The sequence below is a fragment of the Fuscibacter oryzae genome, from assembly GCF_016765795.1.
GTDB lineage: Bacteria > Pseudomonadota > Alphaproteobacteria > Rhodobacterales > Rhodobacteraceae > Fuscibacter > Fuscibacter oryzae.
Window position 1 is genome coordinate 238916 of sequence record NZ_JAESVP010000006.1, and the last position, 18585, is coordinate 257500.

The following is an 18585-nucleotide window of genomic DNA, read 5'->3' on the forward strand; positions in this document are numbered from 1 at the left end:
GGCCAGCCGTGCCCAATCTGTTCGTATGCAAATGAATTGGGGGCCAGCTTGACTGACTATTCCCGCCCTTCGCGTCTGCGGGACGCGCTGGCCTTGATGGCGGGCGGCGGATGGGATGTGCTGGCGGGGGGGACCGATGTCTATCCGGGCGCGGGCGCGCAATTGCGCCGGTCGGTCGTGGATGTGACGGGCATCGTTGAGATGCAGGGAATCACCCAACAAGACGGCCTGCGCATCGGCGGTGCGGTGACCTGGGCCGAGATCGCGGCGACCCCCTTGCCTGCCGCACTTGCCGGATTGCAGCGGGCGGCAGTGCAGGTGGGTGGGCGGCAGGTGCAGAACGTCGGCACCATTGCGGGCAATCTGTGCAACGCCTCGCCTGCGGCTGATGGGGTGCCGCCGCTGCTGACGTTGGATGCTGTGGTCGAACTGGACTCGGCCAATGGGCGGCGAGACGTGCCACTGGCCGAATTTATTCTGGCACCACGGCGCACGGATCGCAGGCCGGATGAACTGGTCGTGGCCGTGCGCATCCCGCAACGGGCGCTGGGCGGCAAGGGGGTGTTTCTAAAGCTGGGCGCGCGGGCGCATCTGGTGATCTCGATCGCGTCTGTGGCCGTTCGATGTGTGACTAACGAAGGAATAGTAACTGAAATTATGATTGCGGCGGGCGCCTGTTCGCCGGTGCCCTGCCGCCTGCCAATTATTGAAGCGGCTTTGCTGGGTGCGCCGGTTGCCGGTTTGGCTGGACGGATCAGGGCCGAGGGTATTACCGCCAGCCTGTCGCCGATTGACGATGTCCGCGCCCCGGCAGGGTACAGGCTGGAGGCGGTGGCAGAGTTGCTGCGGCGTGCGTTGGAAGGGGCAGCAGGATGATCCGGTTTACCCTGAACGGCCAAAGCATTGCCTGTGATGCCCCGGCAACCGAACGCTTATCAGAGGTTCTGCGCGAGCGGTTGGGCGCGCGGGGCACCAAGGTGGGCTGCGACGCGGGCGATTGCGGCGCTTGCACCGTGCTGGTGAATGGCAAGGCGGTCTGCGCCTGCCTGATGCCCGCCGCCCGCGCCGAGGGTGCCCGGATCGAAACAGTCGAAGGCGCAGGCGACACACTGACCCGGCTGCGCGCCAGCTTTTTGCGTCATGGCGCTGCGCAATGTGGCATCTGCACGCCGGGGATGCTGATGGCCGCGTCAGAGCTGCTGTCCCACACGCCCCGCCCCAGCGAGGAACAGGCAGAACAGGCTCTGGGCGGCGTTTTGTGCCGCTGTACGGGCTATCGCAAGATTCTGGCGGCGGTGTGCGATGCCTGGCGTGATGAACCGGCTGAGATTGCGCCGGATGGCCCGGCAGTGGGCGCGCGGATCGCGCGGCTGGATGGGGACGCCAAGGTGCAGGGCGATGTGTTCGGGGCGGACTTTGCGCCCGAAGGGGCGCTGATGGTCAAGGCCCTGCGCTCTCCTCATCCTCATGCGGCCTTTGCCTTTGGCGATCTTGCGGCTTTCGCCCGTCGCCCCGGCATTGCCGCCGTCTTTACGGCTGCGGACATTCCAGGCCGCAATGCCTTTTCGGTGATCCCCGCCTTTGCGGACCAACCCGCGATTGCTGCGGATACGGCGCGATTCCGGGGGGAATGCGTGGCCGTCGTCGCTTTTGAGCCGGGCGCGCTGCCCGATCTGGCAGATTTCCCGATTGTCTGGACGCCGCTGCCCGCCGTTCTGACCGCAGCAGAGGCCGAAGCGCCGGGATCTGCCCTTGTGCTGCCCGGGCGGGCCGGAAATCTGTTGATCGAAGGGGTGGTTCGACGGGGTGATGCGGCTTCGGTCTTGGCCGGTTCGGCCCATGTGGTCGAAGGGGGGGTGACGACCGCCTATGTCGAACATGCCTATATCGAGCCAGAGGCAGGCGCGGCCTGGATGGAGGGCGAAACGCTGTGCATCCGCGCCTGTACGCAGGCCCCGGTGATGGACCGCGATGATACGGCGGCGATTCTGGGGTTGCCGGTTGATCGTGTGCGCATTCTGCCCTCGGCTGTGGGGGGTGGCTTCGGGTCCAAGCTGGATGTCAGCCTGCAACCTCTGATCGGGCTGGTGGCGCTGAAAACGGGGCGTCCGGCGCGGATGATCTATGGGCGCGGGGAAAGCATGGCCTCGACCACCAAACGCCATCCGGCGCAGATATGGGGCCGGATCGGCTGTGACGCAAAGGGGCGGATTACCGGGCTGGAGGTAGAGGGCCGGTTCAACACAGGCGCCTATTCCAGTTGGGGGCCAACGGTCGCCAACCGGGTGCCGGTTCACGCCAGCGGCCCTTATTTCACGCCTGCCATCAGTGCCAAGGCGCGGGCCATTCACACGAACGGCCCGGTGTCGGGGGCGTTTCGCGGCTTTGGTGTGCCGCAGGCGGCGGTCTGGCAGGAAACGCTGTATGATCGGCTGGCAGAAAAGGCGGGGCTGGACCGGCTGGAGTTTCGCATCCTGAATGCCCTGCGCGATGGTCAGACCAGCGCGACGGGGCAGGTGATGGAAGCGACGGGCATTCATGCCTGCCTGACCGCGCTGCGCCCGCATTGGGCGCGTGCCATGGGCGATGCGCGGCCAGAGGGGCATTGGTTGCGCGGGGTGGGGGTGGCCTCGTGCTGGTATGGCTGTGGCAATACCGGCTTGCCCAACCCCTCGACCATGCGGATCGGGCTGACCGGGGCAGGCAAGTTGGTGCTGCATCAGGGGGCGACCGACATTGGCCAAGGGTCAAATACGGTCATCCCTCAGATTGCGGCAGATGCCCTTGGGCTACGGTTGGCAGCCTTTACCTTTGTCGGGCCGGATACCGCGCTGACACCCGATGCGGGCAAAACCTCGGCCAGCCGCCAGACCTTTGTGTCTGGCCGCGCCGCGCAGGCGGCGGGGCAAGCCCTGCGGGCGACGATCTTGCGCATGGCGAATGCGGGGGATGGGGCAAAACTGTCTCTGACTGGCCAGTTTGTGACTGTTCAGGACGGGGCCACTTTGCATCGGATCGACCTTGCTGCCTTGCCGCTCGATCCGCGCGGCTATGCGATCTCGGCGGAAGAAACCTATGATCCACCGACCCAGCCTCTGGATGCCAACGGGCAGGGGCGGCCCTATGCGGTTTACGGCTATGGTGCGCAGATGGTGGAACTGGCGGTTGATGCGCGGTTGGGCAGGGTGAAGCTGCTGAAGATCGCGGCAGCCCATGATCTGGGCCGGGTGATCAACCCGCAACTTGCCGAGGGGCAGATTGAGGGCGGCATCGCCCAAGGCATCGGTATGGCGCTGATGGAGGAATATATCACTGGGCGGACCGACAATCTGCACGACTATCTGATTCCCACCACCGGCGACGTGCCCCCCATTGAAAGCCTGATCCTTGAAATTCCCGATCCTGACGGCCCGTTCGGGGCCAAGGGTCTGGGCGAACATGTTTTGATTCCCACAGCCCCCGCGATTCTGAATGCGATTCGCCACGCCACGGGTGCAGTGATCACACAGCTTCCGGCCCTGCCCCACCGCATTCTGGCTGCGATGAAAGAGGTTCGCCGATGACGGCTTCCGATTCCTCTGTGCCGGGCCTGTCCGGTCAGGAAAAGATCCGCTGCGATGCCTGCCCGGTGATGTGCTATATCGCGCCGGGCCAGACCGGGGCTTGCGACCGTTATGCGAATGACGCGGGCCGCATCATTCGCACCGACCCTGTGGTGATGCTTTCGCATACGGTTGCGCAGGGTGGGCATGTGGTGCCGTTTGCACGGCGCGACTGGACGGGCGATCCCTTGCCCGCCGACACTTTTGTGACCGGAATCGGATCGGGCACCACCTATCCCGACTACAAGCCTGCGCCCTTCATCATCGCCTCGCAGATTGCGGGGGCGGATGTGGTGACGGTGGTGACCGAGGCGATCTTTTCCTATTGCGGTGTCAAGGTGAAGATCGACACCGACCGCTTTCTTGGACCAGAGGGGGCGGTGGTTCGGGCGGATGGCGAACCCATCGGCCATGTCACCACCGCCGAATATGGCAGCCAGATGTTGTCTTTGGGCGGGGTGCATCACCTGACCGGCGGGTCGAAGGCCGAGGGGCGACTGACCTGCGCGGCGCTGCTGGCCCTGTGCAATGGCGAGGCGGTGGAGCTGGTGATCGAGGGCGGCTCCACGGTTGTGGTGCAGGCGGGCAGGCCGCCGATTGTCGATGGCACGCCAGAGCGGCGGATGCGGGTGGGCTGCGGATCAGCCACCATCGGTATGTTCGCCAGCCAGTGGCGCGGTCTGGTGGATGAGGTGGTGGTGGTCGATGACCACATCACCGGCGTGGTCAGCGAGCATCAGGCGGGCAAGGTTTTGGGCTGGGAGCCGACGGGCATCCGCATCAAGGGGCACCGGTCGACGCCGGGCCGCTATTTCCGGGTCAGTGAGCCGGGCCTGGGCTGGGGGGGCACGAGGCTGACCGATCCGCTGGAGATTCTGGGGCCGTGGGAGGCGAAAAAGGGTGCGCGTGCCGGGCTTCGCCTGTTGATGGTTTCGACCACGGGGGAAGAGTTTGGCTATTATGTGCTGGATGAGGCGCTGGTTCCGCAGATCGCGCCCTTGCCAGAGGCATTGCGCGATACTGTCGGGCTGATTGACGAGAATTGCGAGCCGTCGCTTTGCACCGTGCTGTTCATGGGCGGGGCGGGGGGCAGCCTGCGGGCGGGGGTGACGCGCAATCCGGTGCGGCTGACGCGGTCGGTTCAGGCCGGGGCGACGCGGCTGACCAGTGGCGGGGCAGAGTGCTATGTCTGGCCGGGCGGCGGCATCACCTTCATGGTGGATGTGACGCGGTTGCCCAAAGGTGCCTTCGGCTATGTGCCGACGCCCGCGCTGGTGGCCCCGCTGGAGTTTACCCTGCCGCGCGCGGACTATCTGGCGATGGGCGGGCATGAGGGCAGCATCCGCGATCTGGCCTCGGTCATTGCGACGGGCGGCGAGTATCCGGTTTCGGGCCGGGTGGAACCCTGGCCCGACCGGGCGGGGGGCCAGCCCCCCGCACCCCCCGGAGTATTTGAGGAAGGACAAAAGCCATGATGCAGGTGGGCGTTCTGGCTGATGGGCGGCTGCATCTGAACCATGGGCCGATGGACCTGATCTGTCAGGTCTGGGGGCCGGGGCGGGCAGGGGCCTATGACCGGGCGGTAGCACGGTTTGATGGGTTGCTGGAGGAGTTGGTCTCTGAATTGCCTTCTCTGCGCGCCGAACAGAGCCTTGTTCACGGGGCTGTTGCGCAGGTGATGGCGGCGGCGGTGGCGCCGTTTCGTCCTGCCTTCATCACGCCCATGGCGGCCGTCGCTGGGGCTGTGGCCGAGGCGGTTCTGGTGGCGATAGTGGCAGGGCCGGGGGTGGAGCGAGCCTATGTGAACAATGGCGGCGATATTGCAGTGCATCTGGCGAGCGGCCAGCGTTTGCACTGCGCTATGGCGTCGGGTGGTATGGTCGAGCTGCGCGCCGAAGAGGTGGCGCGGGGCATTGCGACTTCTGGTTGGCGGGGGCGCAGTTGGTCTTTGGGCATTGCCGATGCGGTGACGGTTGTGGCGCGGACGGCGGCGATGGCCGATGCGGCGGCGACCATGATCGCCAATGCGGTCGATCTTCCGGGGCATCCTGCGGTGACACGGCGGCCTGCGGTCGAGATGCAGGCCGACAGTGATCTGGGCCCTCGGCTGGTGACGGTGGGAGTTGCCGCGCTGACCCGGGCCGAAGTGGCGCGGGCGCTGGACCGTGGCCTTGCCGCAGCGCGTGGATACCGGGCGCGGGGCTTGATTGAAGGGGCAGCGCTTTTCCTACAGGGTGAGGTGGTCACCGAAGGCGATTTGCGGCTGAAGGAACTTGATCATGTCTGACTTCGCGATCCGCAAGATCGTTACCCAGGTTGAAGAAATCCTGCACGAAGGCGGGCCGCTGGCCGATCCGCCGCCGGTCAAGGGCGCGATCTATGCGATTTGCGCCAACCCTTTCGCCGGGCGCCATGAGGTGGACTTGCAGCCCTCGATGGAGGCGTTGAAGCCCCTGGCCCTGATGCTGACCGACCGGCTGGTGGCGGCGCTGGGCGGGCGGGCGGGCATTGATGCCTATGGCAAGGGCGCCATCGTTGGCGAGAACGGCGAGCATGAACATGGCGCGATTTGGCATGTCTCGGGCGGTTACGGCATGCGCGACCGGCTGGGTGAATGCCGCGCCATTGTGCCAAGCGCGATGAAAGTGGGCGGCATGGGCACGACGCTGGATATTCCACTTGGCCACCTGAATGCCGCTTATGTGCGCTCGCGGTTCGATGTCATCACGGTGGCTTGCGAGGATGGGCCGCGCGCGAATGAGGTGCTGTTTGCGCTGGCCATGGCGCGGGGCGGGCGGGTGCATAGCCGGATGGGCGGACTGGAAATCAGTCAGGTCAAAGGGGAGGACGGCTTGCGGTGAAGCGGCTTGCGGCGGCCCTGACCCTGACGCCCGGTGCAGCACTTGCCTGCGCGCTGCCGCCATCGGTGATTCTGACGCTGCCGACCGGGCATTACATTCTTGCGGCGGCGCTGACCGTTGCGCTAACCGCTTTGCTGGGGGTTTTGACCGACCGGTTGCCGCCGTTGCAGGGCCATCTGCTGCATGAGGGGGCGGATCTTTGGCCGCGCATGGTGGGTTGGACGGCGGGCTTTATCGCGATGGCCGTGCTGCTGGCCATCGGGTTTCAGGGGGCGGATGATCCGCTGCACAACCTGCTGACTCTGGTGTTCTGGACCGGGGTATGGATCGCGCTGCCCTTTGCCTCGATGGTGTTTGGTGATCTGTGGCGACCCTTTAACCCTTGGGTTGCGCCGGTTCGGGCGCTGCGGATTGCGCTTGGCTGGCGCGGCAGCGTGGGGCTGTCAGGCCTGGGCCATTGGCCTGCCGTGGTGGGGATGGCCGGGTTTTCGTGGTTCCAGATCGTATCGCTGGCGCCTGACGATCCGGCCGGGCTGGCCGGGCTGATGCTGGGCTATTGGCTGGTCATTCTGCTGCTGGCTGTTGCCGAGGGCGAGGGCTGGCTGGAACAGGGCGAGTTTCTGACGGTGTTCTTTGCCCTGATCGGCCGGGTCGCGCCCGTGTGGCGGGTGCGTGAGGCTGGTCGGGTGCAGTGGATGGTCGGCTGGCCCGGCGCGCAGGTGGTGAGGATGGCACCCCTGAGCCTGTCGCAGATGGCGTTCATTATCGTGACGCTGGGCAGCCTGTCGTTCGAAGGGTTGAGCGAGACCTTTTGGTGGATGGGCCTGATCGGAGAGAACCCGCTGGAGTTCACCGGGCGCTCGGCGGTGATTGGGGTCAACACGCTGGGCTTGCTGGCAAGCTGGGGGCTGACGGGGGCCGCAATCTGGGCCGGGCTGCGGTTGTCGCGGGCTTTGGCGGGGGGCGGGTTTGCGGCGGGGCCGGTGATGCTGTCATTTCTGGCCATCGCGGCGGGCTATCATGTGGCGCATTTCTTCGTCACGCTGATCACCACGGGGCAATACACGCTTTGGGCGCTGAATGACCCGTTGTTTCGGGGTGACAGCCTGCTTGGCCTGCCGCCGTTCTATATCTCTTTCGGGTTTCTGTCAGACCCGGTGTTCATGCAGGCGGTCTATGCGGTGCAGTTCGCAGCGATTCTGGGCGCGCATCTGCTCGCGGTGATCCTGACGCTGAAACTGGCCGGGCGGGGCCTGCGAAATATGGGCCATCTGCCGATGACGGCGCTGATGGTGCTTTACACGATCTTTGGTCTCTGGTTGATGTCCACCGCGCGAGGCGCTTGAAAACATTACACTTTTTGTTTGCCTGCAAATGAAATCGGTCCCGGCGCAGATCGGGCCATGACAGAGGAGACGGACCATGAAAACGACTTTGACGGGCATTGCGCCATCGCGGCGGGCGGTTCTGACCGGGATGGGCGCGGGGTTGATCGCCGGCTCTGCGGGGCTGGTGCGACCGGTCTGGGCGCAGGCGGCCCCGCTGAAGCTGGGCTTCCAGTTGCACGCCACCGGCATCGGCGCCAGCTATGGCCGCTGGTATCAGCGCACCGCCGATGCGGCGTTGAAGAAAATCAACGAGGCGGGTGGCATTGGCGGGCGCCCCGTTGAGATCGTTTATGAGGATGACGGCACTGACCCGGCGCGGGGCGCCGAAGTGGTGGACAAGCTGAACAGCCAGCATGGCTGTGACCTGATCTTTGGCACCTTGTTCAGCCATGTGGTGATGGGGTCTGCGCCGCGCGCGGGCGAATTGAAGGTGCCCTATTTGGTCTGCTCCGAAGGCTATCACGTTGCGAGCGGCGCGCTGAACCGCTGGACCTTGCAGCCCGGCATTACGGACGTGCGCAGCCAGATTTCGTCGATGGCGCCCTGGGTGGCGGGCAATCTGGGTAAGAAGGTCACGATGTTTTTCCCGGATTATGCCTTTGGCTACGACCACCGCGATTTCTTTACCAAGGCGATCGAGGCGCAGGGCGGGCAGGTTGTGGCGCAAATCGCCATTCCGCCGACCGAAACCAGCTATACCCGTTACTTCGCGCAGATACCGGCAGAGACCGAGGTGCTGTATCACGTCATGGTTGGCCCTGGCGTGCTGACCTTTGTGAAAGAGCTGGGCGAGTTCTATGGTTCGGGTGCAAAGCCGCAGCTTTTCGGCTTTATCGACAGCCTGGAGGCGGTGGATACCGCGACGCCGGGGCTGGAATTCCTGGAAGGCAGCCATTTCTGGGAGGCGCATCCCCGCGTGAAACCAGCCGATGCCGGTGCCGCCGAGGGTGACTATCGCGCCGCCGTGGGTGTCGATGACAACGGGGCATCGGTGGCCGATGCCAAGGATGTCGCCACCTATTCCCATATGTTTTCTGCCTGGGAGACACTGCACTTTATCAAACAGACCGTCGAGGCCAGTGGCTATGCCGGGGTGGCTGACCGGCAAAAGCTGGTCGAGGCGATGGAGGCCGTGACCGACCTGCCTTATGGCATCGAGCGTCCGCAGGGGGCCAAGGTCTTCAACGGCAAGACGCATCAGGCCTTTGGCAGCCAGAACATCTCGAAAGTCGAGGGCGGCAAGCTGGTGAAGGTGCATACCACCACCATTGACGAGGGGAAGTATGACGACGGGGTGGATTACACCACGATGTCGTTCTGATTTGCAGCCGGTCCGGGGGGCTTCGCGCCCCCCGGCCCCCCGCGGGATATTTATGAACAGATGATGAGGTTTTGGTGAGTTTCGGGCCGTTTCTGCTGCTTGCACTTATGGAGGGGCTGGTATCGGCGGCGGTGCTGGCGCTGATGGCCTCGGGTCTGTCGCTGGTGTTTGGCGTGATGCGCGTGGTGAACGTGGCGCACGGGGCGTTTTTCATGACGGGGGCGGTGCTGGCATGGTTTGTGGCGGGCCATGTGCCGGGGCCGCCGGTTGTGGGGTGGCTGGTCGCGCTGATCATTGTGCCGCCGCTGGTGGGGCTGTTGGCGGCGGCGGTGGATGTGCTGGTGCTGAAGCGGCTGGAATATGAGCCGGAGGCGGTGATCGTGGCGACGATCGGGCTGCTTTATATTCTGGAGCAGGTGGCGCTGTTGAGTTTTGGCCCCGATGCCCGGCCGGTTGCGGCGCCGTTCAGCCTGCGGCTGCAACTGCCGTGGTTTGGCTATTCGGGGTACAAGCTGTTTGTGGTGGCGGCGGCCGGGGCGGTGTTGCTTGCGGTGTGGCTGGTGATGACACGCACCCGGTTTGGCCTTGTGATGCGGGCGACGCAGGTGGACCGGGTAACGGCGCGGGCCTTTGGTATCAACGTAGACCGGGTTTATGCGGGCACCTTTGGATTGGGTGCGGCGCTGGCGGCGGTTGCAGCGGTGCTGGTCGTGCCGACAACGCAGGTGCATTACCTGATGGGGGGTGACCCGCTGCTGCTGTCGTTCATCACCGTGATCATCGGGGGGTTGGGCAGTTTGCGCGGAACTCTGGTGGCGGCGCTGATCATCGGGCTGTCGGATGGGGTGATTTCGATGTTCTGGGCGCCAACGCTGTCGAAGATCATCGCGACACTGCTGGTGGCGCTGGTGCTGGTGTTCCGGCCGCAGGGCCTGTTCGGGGCCAAGGCATGAAGGGGTGGCTGTTTCATCTGGCGGTGTTGGGTGTGCTGGCTGTGCTGGCGGTCATCTTGCCCGCCTATCACGCCAACAATCTGGCGCGGGTGCTGGTGCTGGCGGTCTTTGCCACCGGCTATAATCTGGCCTTCGGCTATACCGGGATGCTGAGTTTGGGGCATGCGCTGTTCTTTGGTGCGGGCATGTTCGGCGCGGCTTTGCCGGTGACCCTGTGGGGGTGGGGCGGGTTGCCCGTTCTGGGAACCGGAATGCTGGCCGGCGGCGTGGTTGCGGCGGCGGTAGGGGTTTTGGCGCTGCGCACCAAGGGTGTCAGCTTCATGATCGTGACGCTGATGTTTGCGCAGGCCGGGTATTTGACGCTGATTTACTGCAACGCAGTGACCGGGGGCGATCAGGGGCTGGTGCTGCCGGGGGCCGCGCGACAGGTGCTGGGGCTGGATCTGACGCAGGATGGGTCGCGGTTGTGGCTGGCTTTGGGGATTTATGCGGCGGCGCTTGCAGGGGCGCTGGGGTTGGTCGGCTCTCGGTTCGGGCGGGTGATGCTGGCCATGCGCGAGAATGAGGAGCGCAGCCGGATGCTGGGCTATGATCCCTATACGGTGAAGCTGAAGGTTCTGGTGATCTCTGGCCTTTATGCCGGGCTGGCGGGGGCGGCTTATGGGGTGTTTTTTGGCTATGCCGGGGCGGGGTTTGCCACGGTGCAATATTCGATCCTGCCGATGCTGTATTCGCTGTTGGGCGGGGCGGGAACAGCCTTGGGGCCGTTGATCGGGGCGGCGGTGATGTTCTGGTTGATCGACTTCGCTTCGGGTCTGACCAATGCCTATCTGATGCTGGTGGGGGTGGTGCTGATCGTGGTGGTGCTGTTCGCGCCGCGCGGCATCCTGGGGTATGTGCGCGAAAGGTGGCTGCCATGGCTGCCGTGATCTTGCAGGCAAAGGGATTGGCCAAGGCCTATGGCGGGCTGAAGGCCGTGGATGGCGTGGATTTCGCGCTGAACGCGGGCGAGATTCATGCGCTGATCGGGCCGAACGGCGCGGGCAAGACAACCTTTGTCAGCCTTTTGTCGGGGCGGATTGCGCCGGATGCCGGGCAGATCACGCTGGCGGGGCAGGATGTCACGGCGCTGCCTGCCCATCTGCGGGTGCGAAAGGGCATTGCCTATACGTTCCAGATCACCTCGATCTATCCGCGCCTTTCGGTGTTCGACAATGTGGCATTAGCGGCGCAGTCGCAGGGCGCACGCGACCTGGCGGGCGCGGTGGGTGTCGCGCTGGGCCGGGTGGGGATGCAGGGTCTGGCCGGGCAAGAGGCGGGCACCCTGTCTTACGGCCATCAGCGCCTGCTGGAGCTGGCGATGGGCCTGGCGCTGAAACCCAAGGTGCTGATTCTGGATGAGCCGACCCAAGGGCTGGCGGCGGGCGAGATTGATGACTTTGGGGCGCTGGTCCGCAGTTTGGTGCCGCACACCACGGTGCTGATGATCGAGCATAATATGGAGGTGGTGATGGATCTGGCGCACCGCATCACCGTGCTGAACTTTGGTCGGGTGCTGGCGCAGGGAACGCCTGCCGAAATTCGCGCCAACCCGGCGGTGCAGGCGGCCTATCTGGGAACCGACGATGCTGCGGCTTGAGGGGGTTTCGGCCAGCTATGGCGCGGTTACCGTTCTGCGCGATGTGGTGCTGGAGGCGCGGGGCGGCGAGGTGACCTGCATCATGGGCCGCAACGGCGTGGGCAAGACCACGCTGATGCGCGCGATCATGGGGCTGGTGGCGCGGCAGGGGCGGTTCGTGCTGGATGGCGATGACCTGTCGGCCCTGCCTGCGCATGAGGTGGCGCGCCATGGCATCGCATTGGTGCCGCAGGGGCGGCGGTTGTTCGGGCCGCTTACCGTGGCCGAGAATCTGGAGATCGGGTTGATGACCCGGCACCGGGGCCGCGCTGTGCACGAGCAGGTGCTGGACCTGTTTCCCCGGTTGCGAGAGCGATTGGGGCAGGTGTCGCAAACCCTGTCCGGTGGCGAACAGCAGATGTTGGCCATTGCCCGCGCCCTGTGTCTGGAGCCGAAGGTCCTGTTGCTGGACGAACCGACCGAGGGGCTGCAACCCTCGATGATCGCGGCGATCCGAGAGGTTTTGCTGGGCCTGAAATCCACGGGCGTGGCGACGGTTCTGGTTGAACAGCGGGTTGATGCGGTGTTGCAGGTTGCGGACCGCGTGGCCTTCATGGGTCATGGCACGGTGGCCGAGGTTGTGCCGGGTGCGGGCCTTCGGGCCGATGCGCCGCGGTTTGCGGCCTATGTGGGGGTGTGAATGACGGGTCTGGTTGCCGGGGTGGATGTGGGCGGAACCTTCACCGACCTTGTGATCCTTGATCCTGCGACGGGGACGGTGCGGCTGGCCAAGGTGCCGACCACGCTGCCGGATCAGTCGGGCGGCGTGTTGGCGGCTTTTGCCGAGGCGGGAGCCGATCTGGCCGCGATGGATCTGATCGTCCACGGCACCACAACAACCACCAATGCGGTGCTGGAACGCAAGCTGTGCAAGACCGGGCTGATTACGACGCAGGGGTTTCGCGATGTGCTGGAGCTGGGCCGCCGCACCCGGCCGCAGGCTTACGGCATGACCGGGCATTTCGTGCCGGTGATCCCGCGCGACCTGCGGCTGGAGGTGGCCGAGCGGATGGATGCGCGGGGCCGGGTGATCACTGCGCTGGATGAAAGGTCGGTGGCGGGCGCGGTGCGGCAGTTGCTGGATCAGGGTTGCGAAAGTCTGGTGATCCATTTTCTGCATGCCTATGCCAACCCGGCGCATGAGCTGCGCGCGGCGGAAATCGCCGCGGGGCTTTGGCCCAATGGCTATATCACCACCGGGCATTCCCTGCTGTCGGAAAGCCGAGAGTTTGAGCGCGGCGTGACGGCAGCGGTGAATGCCAGCGTGCAGCCGTTGCTGGAACGCTATGTCGTGCGGCTGGCCGATGGGCTGCGCGCGCAGGGCTATGCCCGCGACCTTTTGGTGATGAACGGCAATGGCGGAATGGTTGCAGCCGACAAGGTGGCGCGAGAGGCGGTGAAAACCGTGATGTCGGGTCCGGCCAGCGGTGTGATGGCGGCGGTGGCAACCGGGCGGCGGGCCGGGATGGCCAACCTTTTGACCTATGACATGGGAGGCACCAGTACCGATGTTGCCATGATCAAGGGCGGCGTGGCGCCGGTCTCGAACGAGATCGAGGTGGAATATGCCATGCCGATCCATGTGCCGATGGTCGATGTGCGCACGGTGGGCGCGGGCGGTGGCAGCATTGCGCGGGTGGATCAGGGCGGCATGCTGCGGGTGGGGCCAGAGTCTGCCGGGTCTTACCCCGGCCCGGTCTGTTATGGCCGCGGTGGTGACCGGGTGACGATCTCGGACGCCAATCTGCTGTTGGGCCGCCTGCCCGCGCATCGGTTTGGGCAAGCGGCCCAAGCCGCGCGCGCGGCGATGGAGGCGCAGGTTGCCGTGCCCCTTGGTCTGTCGGTGGAACAGGCCGCCGAGGCGGTGGTGCGGATTGCGAATACCCATATGGCGGGCGCGATCCGCATGGTTTCGATCAGCATGGGGGCCGATCCGCGCGATTTCGCGCTGTTCGCCTTTGGCGGGGCGGGGCCGCTGCATGCGGTTGCGCTGGCGCGGGAACTTGGGGTGCCGCGCGTACTGGTTCCGGCGCGGCCCGGTCTGACCAATGCCTTGGGCTGTGTGGTCGCCGATCTGCGGCACGATTTTGTGCGCACCTTGAACCGCCCGTTGGACGGGGTGGACATGGCCGCCGTGCAGGCGGTTCTGTCGGGACAAGAGGCCGAGGGGCGCCGCGCGATTGGTGCCGAAAAACTTGCCCTTGCGGCGGTTCGGGCCGAGTTTTCCGCAGATATGCAATTTGTCGGCCAAACCCATCTGCTGCGCATTCCCTTGCCTGGCCCGGATGTCAGCCGCGAAGAGATGCAGTCCGGTTTTGAGGCCGCCTATTGGGCGCGCTTCAAGGTGGACCTGCCCAGCATCCGCGCCAATCTGGTGAACCTGAACTGCTCGGTGATCGGAGAGCGGCCAGAGCTGGACCTGTCGCGCCTGATCGAACCCGGCGGGCGGCTGCCCGAGCCAGAGCCACAAGAGATGCGACAGGTCTGGTTTGGCGGCTGGGTGCAGGTGCCGGTTTACTGGCGCGACCACCTGCCCTTGGCGCTGAACCTGCAAGGGCCGGCGATCATTGAACAGATGGATACGACGCTGGTGGTCGAACCGGGGTGCCGGGTGACCTCTGATCCCGATGGAAACCTTGTTGTAGAGGTGGACAATGCTTGATCCGGTCACGCTGGCGGTTATTCAGGCCGGGTTGCAGCAAGTCTGCGACGAGATGGACCTGACCTTTTCGCGCGCCGCCTTTTCCCCGGTGATCGCCGAGGCGGATGACCGGTCCGACGGCATTTACAGTGCCGAGGATGGCAGCCTGATCGCCCAAGGGTCGAAAGGCTTACCAGTGTTCGTGGGTGTCATGCAGTTTTCCACCCGCACCCTGATTGAGCGCATCCGGTCGGGCGAAACGGCAGCGCCAGAGCCGGGCGACATCTATATCGTCAACGATCCCTACCTTGGCGGCACGCATCTGATGGATGTGCGCTTTGCCATGCCGTTTTACCGCGCCGGTCAGCTTTATTGCTGGCTGTCGAACACCGGGCACTGGCCCGATACCGGCGGCGCGGTGCCCGGCGGCTTTTCGGCCAGTGCAATCAGCGCCGAACAGGAAGGGCTGCGCCTGCCGCCGGTCAAGCTGTTCAAGCGCGGTCAGATGGACCGCGAGATCTGGCAGATCATCTGTTCCAACATCCGGGTATCCGAACAGCGGATCGGCGATGTGCAGGCGCAGGCAAGTGCGCTGTTGGTGGGGGCAGAGCGGCTGTCGGGGTTGATGGACCGGTACGGCGATGCGCAGGTGACCGAGGCGATTGCCGAAATGCGCGGGCTGGCTACGCGGCAGATGCGGGCCATGCTGGCCGATGTGCCCGAAGTGGCGGTGACGGCGCGGGCCGTGGTGGACAGTGACGGCGTGGTGGATGAACCGCTGATCATTGCGCTGTCGTTGCGACGGGACGGGGCGGATGTGGTCTTTGATTTCGCCGGGTCGTCGCGCCCCTGCATGGGGCCGATGAATTCGGTGCGCGCCACCACCTTGTCGGCGGTCTATCTTGCGGTGCGCCATGTGTTCCCGGATGTGCCGATTTCTGCGGGCGCGTTCGAACCCCTGCGAGTCACCGGGATTGAAGGCACCTTTCTGGATGCCCATTACCCCCGCCCCGTCTCAGGCTGTGCGGCCGAGGTCAGTCAGCGCATTGCCGAGGCGGTGTTTGCCGCGCTGGTGCAGGTATTCCCCGATCGGGTGACAGCCGCCCCGGCGGGCACCAGCGGCAATTTCGGCCTTGGGGGGCATGACCCGGACCGGGGCCGTGATTTCGTGATGTATCAGATTTCGGGCGGCGGCTATGGCGGCAATGCGGCCCATGACGGGCTGTCGAACGGCTGTTCGACCATCGGCATTTCAAAGGCTCCGCCCGTTGAAATCATGGAACAGGCTTTCCCCGTGCTTTACCGCCGCTATGCGCTGCACGAAGGGTCGGGTGGCGCGGGGCAGCACCGGGGTGGCTTTGGGCTGGATTATGAGATTGAGCTGTTGCGCGGCGATGCGCGGGCCAGCTTTGTCATGGACCATGGCCGCACCGGGCCGCAGGGCGTTCTGGGCGGCAAGGATGGCGCGGTGAACCGGGTCGAGGTGATGCGCGGGGCCGAGGTTTGGGTGCCGCCGCATCTGTCGAAGGCGCAGGATATTGCGCTGCAACCGGGCGACAGGGTGCGGGTGCGTACGCCCGGCGGCGGCGGCTATGGCGACCCTGCCGCCCGTGACCCGGCCTTGGTGGCCGAAGATGTGCGCCTTGGCCGGTATACCCGCGCCGAAGCGCAACGCCTGTTTGGCTGGACGGGCTAGCGCGCCCGTTCGGCCAGGCCACCCGCCGCCCGCATCAGCAGATTGACGTCGCTGCCGACGCCAAGGAAGGTCACGCCCATGTCGCGATAGCGGCGGGCCAAAGCCTCGTCAAAGGTCAGAATGCCCGCCGCCTTGCCGCTGGCGGTGATCTGGGCGATGGCCCCTTCGATGGCCTTCAAGACATCGGGATGCGTGGTGTCGCCGCGAAACCCCATATCGGCGGCAAGGTCCGACGGGCCGATGAACACCCCGTCCACCCCATCTACCGCAAGAATGCCCGGCAGCGCGGCCAATCCCGCCCGGCTTTCGACCTGAAGGATCAGGCACACCTCGTCATCGGCATTGGCCATGTATTCGGGGGTCCGCCCGTAATCCGCCGCCCGCGCGACCGAGGCGCCCAAGCCCCGCACCCCCGCCGGCGGATAGCGCATGGCGCGCGCCATGGCCTGTGCCTGCTCCACACTGTCCACCATCGGCACCAGCACGTTCTGCACCCCAAGGTCGAGGATCTGCTTGATCATCCGGACCTCACCCGCCGGGGGCCGCACCACCACATTGCAGCGCTGCCCGATGACCTGCGCTTGTGTCAGCAGGGTCGGAATGGTGTTCGGCCCATGCTCTCCATCCAGCAGCAGCCAGTCGAACCCGGCCCCGGCCAGCAGATCAACGGCGATGGGGCTGGCAAGGTTTACCCAGATGCCGGTCTGCACCCGGCACTCGGCCAGCGCCTGTTTCAACGGGTTTTTCGGGGCGGGCATCGGCACCTCCTGACTATGCCTCTTTGTGTTACAATGCTGTGCCGCGAATGTGAGGGGGTTTGTTTTGCCTTTTGGCGCAACCGGCCCATCCTTCATTCTGGGAAAACCGGAGAGCGCGCATGTCATTCAAAACTGAATTCAGATGGTCGGACGTGACCCCGAAGGCCATGTTCCTGAACCGGCGGCAACTTATTGCGGGGGCGGGCGCGTTGATGGCCGCACCTGCCATGGCGCGCAACAAGTGGTCCGTGGACGAGCCGCCTAACTCGCTGGAAGACATCTCTGGCTATAACAACTTTTACGAATTTGGCTGGGGCAAGGAAGATCCTGCGGCCTATGCCGGTGCCCTGACGACCGACCCTTGGTCTGTCGAGATCGGGGGTCTGGTGGACAAGCCGGGCAAATATGATCTTGCCGATGTGCTGAAAGGCCAGTCCATCGAAGAGCGGATCTATCGGTTCCGCTGTGTCGAGGCGTGGTCGATGGTGGTGCCGTGGCACGGGTTTGAACTGGCGGGGCTGCTGGCGCGCGTGGGCGTGCAGCCCTCGGCGAAGTACGTTGCCTTTGAAACCCTGCTGCGCCCCGAGGAAATGCCGGGCCAAAAAGACGGCTCTTTCCCGTGGCCCTATGTCGAGGGGTTGCGGCTGGATGAGGCGATGCATCCGCTGACGATTCTGGCGACCGGGCTTTATGATCAGCCGATGCCAAAGCAGAACGGCGCGCCACTGCGGCTGGTGGTGCCGTGGAAATACGGGTTCAAGTCGATCAAGAGCATCGTCAAGATCACCCTGACCAATAAGCAACCCCCCACAACCTGGAACATCCTGCAATCCAATGAATACGGCTTTTATGCCAATGTGAACCCGCAGGTCGATCATCCACGTTGGAGCCAGGCCACTGAACGGCCCATCGGCGGTGGCCTGTTCGCCGGACGGAAAGACACGCTGCTGTTCAACGGCTATGGCGATGACGTGGCCAGCCTTTATGCCGGTCAGGATCTGGCGGTGGACTATTGATGGAACAGATCAACAGCTATCTGCGCCGCCTGCCAACCTGGGTGGTTTACCTTGGCGGCGCGATTCCGGCCGCCCTTCTGCTATACGGGGCATTCTTCGGCGGTCTTGGGCCCGATCCGGTCAAGGGGCTGGAGCGGCCCTTGGGCGAATGGGGCCTGCGATTCCTGATCGCGTCGCTTGCGGTGACGCCGCTGCTGCGGGTGGGCCTGCGGCTGCTGAAGTTTCGCCGCGCGCTGGGGCTGCTGGGCTTCTTCTATATACTTGCGCATTTCATGGTGTGGATTGGGTTGGACATGGGGCTGTTGTGGACGCAGATCGCGCAGGATCTGGTCAAGCGCCCTTATATCATCGTGGGCTTCGCCGGGTTCCTGATGCTGTTGCCGCTGGCGATCACCTCGAATGACGGGGTGATCCGGCGCATGGGCGGGCGGGCGTGGCGGCGTCTGCACAAGCTGGCCTATCCGGCCATTCTGGCGGGCGCCGTGCATTTTCTGATGATCGGCAAGGTCTATACCACCGAGGCATTGATCTATTTGGGCCTTGTCGGGGTGTTGCTGGTGGTGCGCCTGATCCCGCAACGTAAGCGCCAGTTACAAACCGCCTGATTCACGCTGCATTGCCGCAAGGATATTGCGCAGTCGCAGCGCAGCTAGTGGTTCGGCGTGCATCAA

16 protein-coding genes are annotated in these 18585 nt (G+C 64.9%); 15 read left to right on the plus strand and 1 reads right to left on the minus strand.

What is annotated here, in order from left to right; all coding sequences use genetic code 11:
• The first annotated feature begins 48 nt into the window (after nt 1-48).
• The 13 genes from JI744_RS13795 (at nt 49) to JI744_RS13855 (ending at nt 16140) form a co-directional block, all read left to right on the plus strand.
• Nucleotides 49-876 carry an FAD binding domain-containing protein gene (locus tag JI744_RS13795; RefSeq protein ID WP_236019447.1) on the plus strand — a complete coding sequence of 276 codons (828 nt, stop codon included), beginning with the start codon at nt 49-51 and terminating at the stop codon, nt 874-876.
• Nucleotides 873-3563, plus strand: coding sequence for a molybdopterin-dependent oxidoreductase (locus tag JI744_RS13800; RefSeq protein WP_202661716.1), 2691 nt, complete (start codon nt 873-875; stop codon nt 3561-3563). Before JI744_RS13795 ends, JI744_RS13800 begins: the two co-directional genes overlap by 4 nt.
• Nucleotides 3560-5077 carry a 6-hydroxynicotinate reductase gene (locus tag JI744_RS13805; protein ID WP_202661717.1) on the plus strand — a complete coding sequence of 506 codons (1518 nt, stop codon included), beginning with the start codon at nt 3560-3562 and terminating at the stop codon, nt 5075-5077. Before JI744_RS13800 ends, JI744_RS13805 begins: the two co-directional genes overlap by 4 nt.
• Nucleotides 5074-5889, plus strand: a complete 816-nt coding sequence (locus JI744_RS13810; protein WP_202661718.1) for a UPF0280 family protein — start codon at nt 5074-5076, stop codon at nt 5887-5889. The genes JI744_RS13805 and JI744_RS13810 overlap by 4 nt, the downstream gene beginning before the upstream one ends.
• Entirely contained in the window at nt 5882-6463 is a 582-nt protein-coding gene (locus JI744_RS13815; protein WP_202661719.1) for an amino acid synthesis family protein, read from the plus strand. The genes JI744_RS13810 and JI744_RS13815 overlap by 8 nt, the downstream gene beginning before the upstream one ends.
• Nucleotides 6460-7809 carry a hypothetical protein gene (locus JI744_RS13820; protein ID WP_202661720.1) on the plus strand — a complete coding sequence of 450 codons (1350 nt, stop codon included), beginning with the start codon at nt 6460-6462 and terminating at the stop codon, nt 7807-7809. The genes JI744_RS13815 and JI744_RS13820 overlap by 4 nt, the downstream gene beginning before the upstream one ends.
• 76 nt (nt 7810-7885) lie before the next feature.
• Nucleotides 7886-9172, plus strand: a complete 1287-nt coding sequence (locus tag JI744_RS13825) for an ABC transporter substrate-binding protein (protein WP_202661721.1) — start codon at nt 7886-7888, stop codon at nt 9170-9172.
• A 74-nt stretch (nt 9173-9246) separates the two neighbouring features.
• Nucleotides 9247-10125 (plus strand): branched-chain amino acid ABC transporter permease, encoded by an 879-nt coding sequence (locus JI744_RS13830; protein WP_202661722.1) that lies wholly within the window; start codon nt 9247-9249, stop codon nt 10123-10125.
• Entirely contained in the window at nt 10122-11054 is a 933-nt protein-coding gene (locus JI744_RS13835) for a branched-chain amino acid ABC transporter permease (RefSeq protein ID WP_202661723.1), read from the plus strand. Before JI744_RS13830 ends, JI744_RS13835 begins: the two co-directional genes overlap by 4 nt.
• Nucleotides 11042-11764 carry an ABC transporter ATP-binding protein gene (locus JI744_RS13840; protein ID WP_202661724.1) on the plus strand — a complete coding sequence of 241 codons (723 nt, stop codon included), beginning with the start codon at nt 11042-11044 and terminating at the stop codon, nt 11762-11764. Before JI744_RS13835 ends, JI744_RS13840 begins: the two co-directional genes overlap by 13 nt.
• Nucleotides 11751-12443, plus strand: coding sequence for an ABC transporter ATP-binding protein (locus tag JI744_RS13845; protein WP_202661725.1), 693 nt, complete (start codon nt 11751-11753; stop codon nt 12441-12443). Before JI744_RS13840 ends, JI744_RS13845 begins: the two co-directional genes overlap by 14 nt.
• Complete coding sequence (locus JI744_RS13850; protein ID WP_202661726.1) at nt 12444-14465, plus strand: hydantoinase/oxoprolinase family protein; 2022 nt, start codon at nt 12444-12446, stop codon at nt 14463-14465.
• Complete coding sequence (locus JI744_RS13855; RefSeq protein ID WP_202661727.1) at nt 14458-16140, plus strand: hydantoinase B/oxoprolinase family protein; 1683 nt, start codon at nt 14458-14460, stop codon at nt 16138-16140. Before JI744_RS13850 ends, JI744_RS13855 begins: the two co-directional genes overlap by 8 nt.
• Here JI744_RS13855 and JI744_RS13860 read toward each other — a convergent pair.
• The gene (locus JI744_RS13860) at nt 16137-16898 is read right to left on the minus strand and encodes an HpcH/HpaI aldolase family protein (protein WP_202661728.1); all 762 of its coding nucleotides are present in this window, start codon (nt 16896-16898) and stop codon (nt 16137-16139) included. The genes JI744_RS13855 and JI744_RS13860 overlap by 4 nt on opposite strands.
• 119 nt (nt 16899-17017) lie before the next feature.
• Between JI744_RS13860 and msrP the strand changes: the two genes are divergently transcribed.
• Both msrP and msrQ read left to right on the plus strand, forming a co-directional pair.
• On the plus strand, nt 17018-17914 hold the full coding sequence (gene msrP / locus JI744_RS13865; RefSeq protein ID WP_202661729.1) for a protein-methionine-sulfoxide reductase catalytic subunit MsrP: 897 nt from the start codon (nt 17018-17020) through the stop codon (nt 17912-17914).
• Nucleotides 17914-18519, plus strand: a complete 606-nt coding sequence (gene msrQ, locus JI744_RS13870) for a protein-methionine-sulfoxide reductase heme-binding subunit MsrQ (RefSeq protein ID WP_202661730.1) — start codon at nt 17914-17916, stop codon at nt 18517-18519. Before msrP ends, msrQ begins: the two co-directional genes overlap by 1 nt.
• Nucleotides 18520-18585 lie beyond the last annotated feature (66 nt).

Bases quoted from the DNA above. Each gene is read 5' to 3' on its own strand.
- JI744_RS13800 (WP_202661716.1), top strand. From the start codon at position 873: ATGATCCGGTTTACCCTGAACGGCCAAAGCATTGCCTGTGATGCCCCG.
- JI744_RS13805 (WP_202661717.1), top strand. From the start codon at position 3,560: ATGACGGCTTCCGATTCCTCTGTGCCGGGCCTGTCCGGTCAGGAAAAG.
- JI744_RS13810 (WP_202661718.1), top strand. From the start codon at position 5,074: ATGATGCAGGTGGGCGTTCTGGCTGATGGGCGGCTGCATCTGAACCAT.
- JI744_RS13815 (WP_202661719.1), top strand. From the start codon at position 5,882: ATGTCTGACTTCGCGATCCGCAAGATCGTTACCCAGGTTGAAGAAATC.
- JI744_RS13825 (WP_202661721.1), top strand. From the start codon at position 7,886: ATGAAAACGACTTTGACGGGCATTGCGCCATCGCGGCGGGCGGTTCTG.
- JI744_RS13835 (WP_202661723.1), top strand. From the start codon at position 10,122: ATGAAGGGGTGGCTGTTTCATCTGGCGGTGTTGGGTGTGCTGGCTGTG.
- JI744_RS13840 (WP_202661724.1), top strand. From the start codon at position 11,042: ATGGCTGCCGTGATCTTGCAGGCAAAGGGATTGGCCAAGGCCTATGGC.
- JI744_RS13845 (WP_202661725.1), top strand. From the start codon at position 11,751: ATGCTGCGGCTTGAGGGGGTTTCGGCCAGCTATGGCGCGGTTACCGTT.
- JI744_RS13850 (WP_202661726.1), top strand. From the start codon at position 12,444: ATGACGGGTCTGGTTGCCGGGGTGGATGTGGGCGGAACCTTCACCGAC.
- JI744_RS13855 (WP_202661727.1), top strand. From the start codon at position 14,458: ATGCTTGATCCGGTCACGCTGGCGGTTATTCAGGCCGGGTTGCAGCAA.
- JI744_RS13860 (WP_202661728.1), bottom strand. From the start codon at position 16,898: ATGCCCGCCCCGAAAAACCCGTTGAAACAGGCGCTGGCCGAGTGCCGG.
- msrP (WP_202661729.1), top strand. From the start codon at position 17,018: ATGTCATTCAAAACTGAATTCAGATGGTCGGACGTGACCCCGAAGGCC.
- msrQ (WP_202661730.1), top strand. From the start codon at position 17,914: ATGGAACAGATCAACAGCTATCTGCGCCGCCTGCCAACCTGGGTGGTT.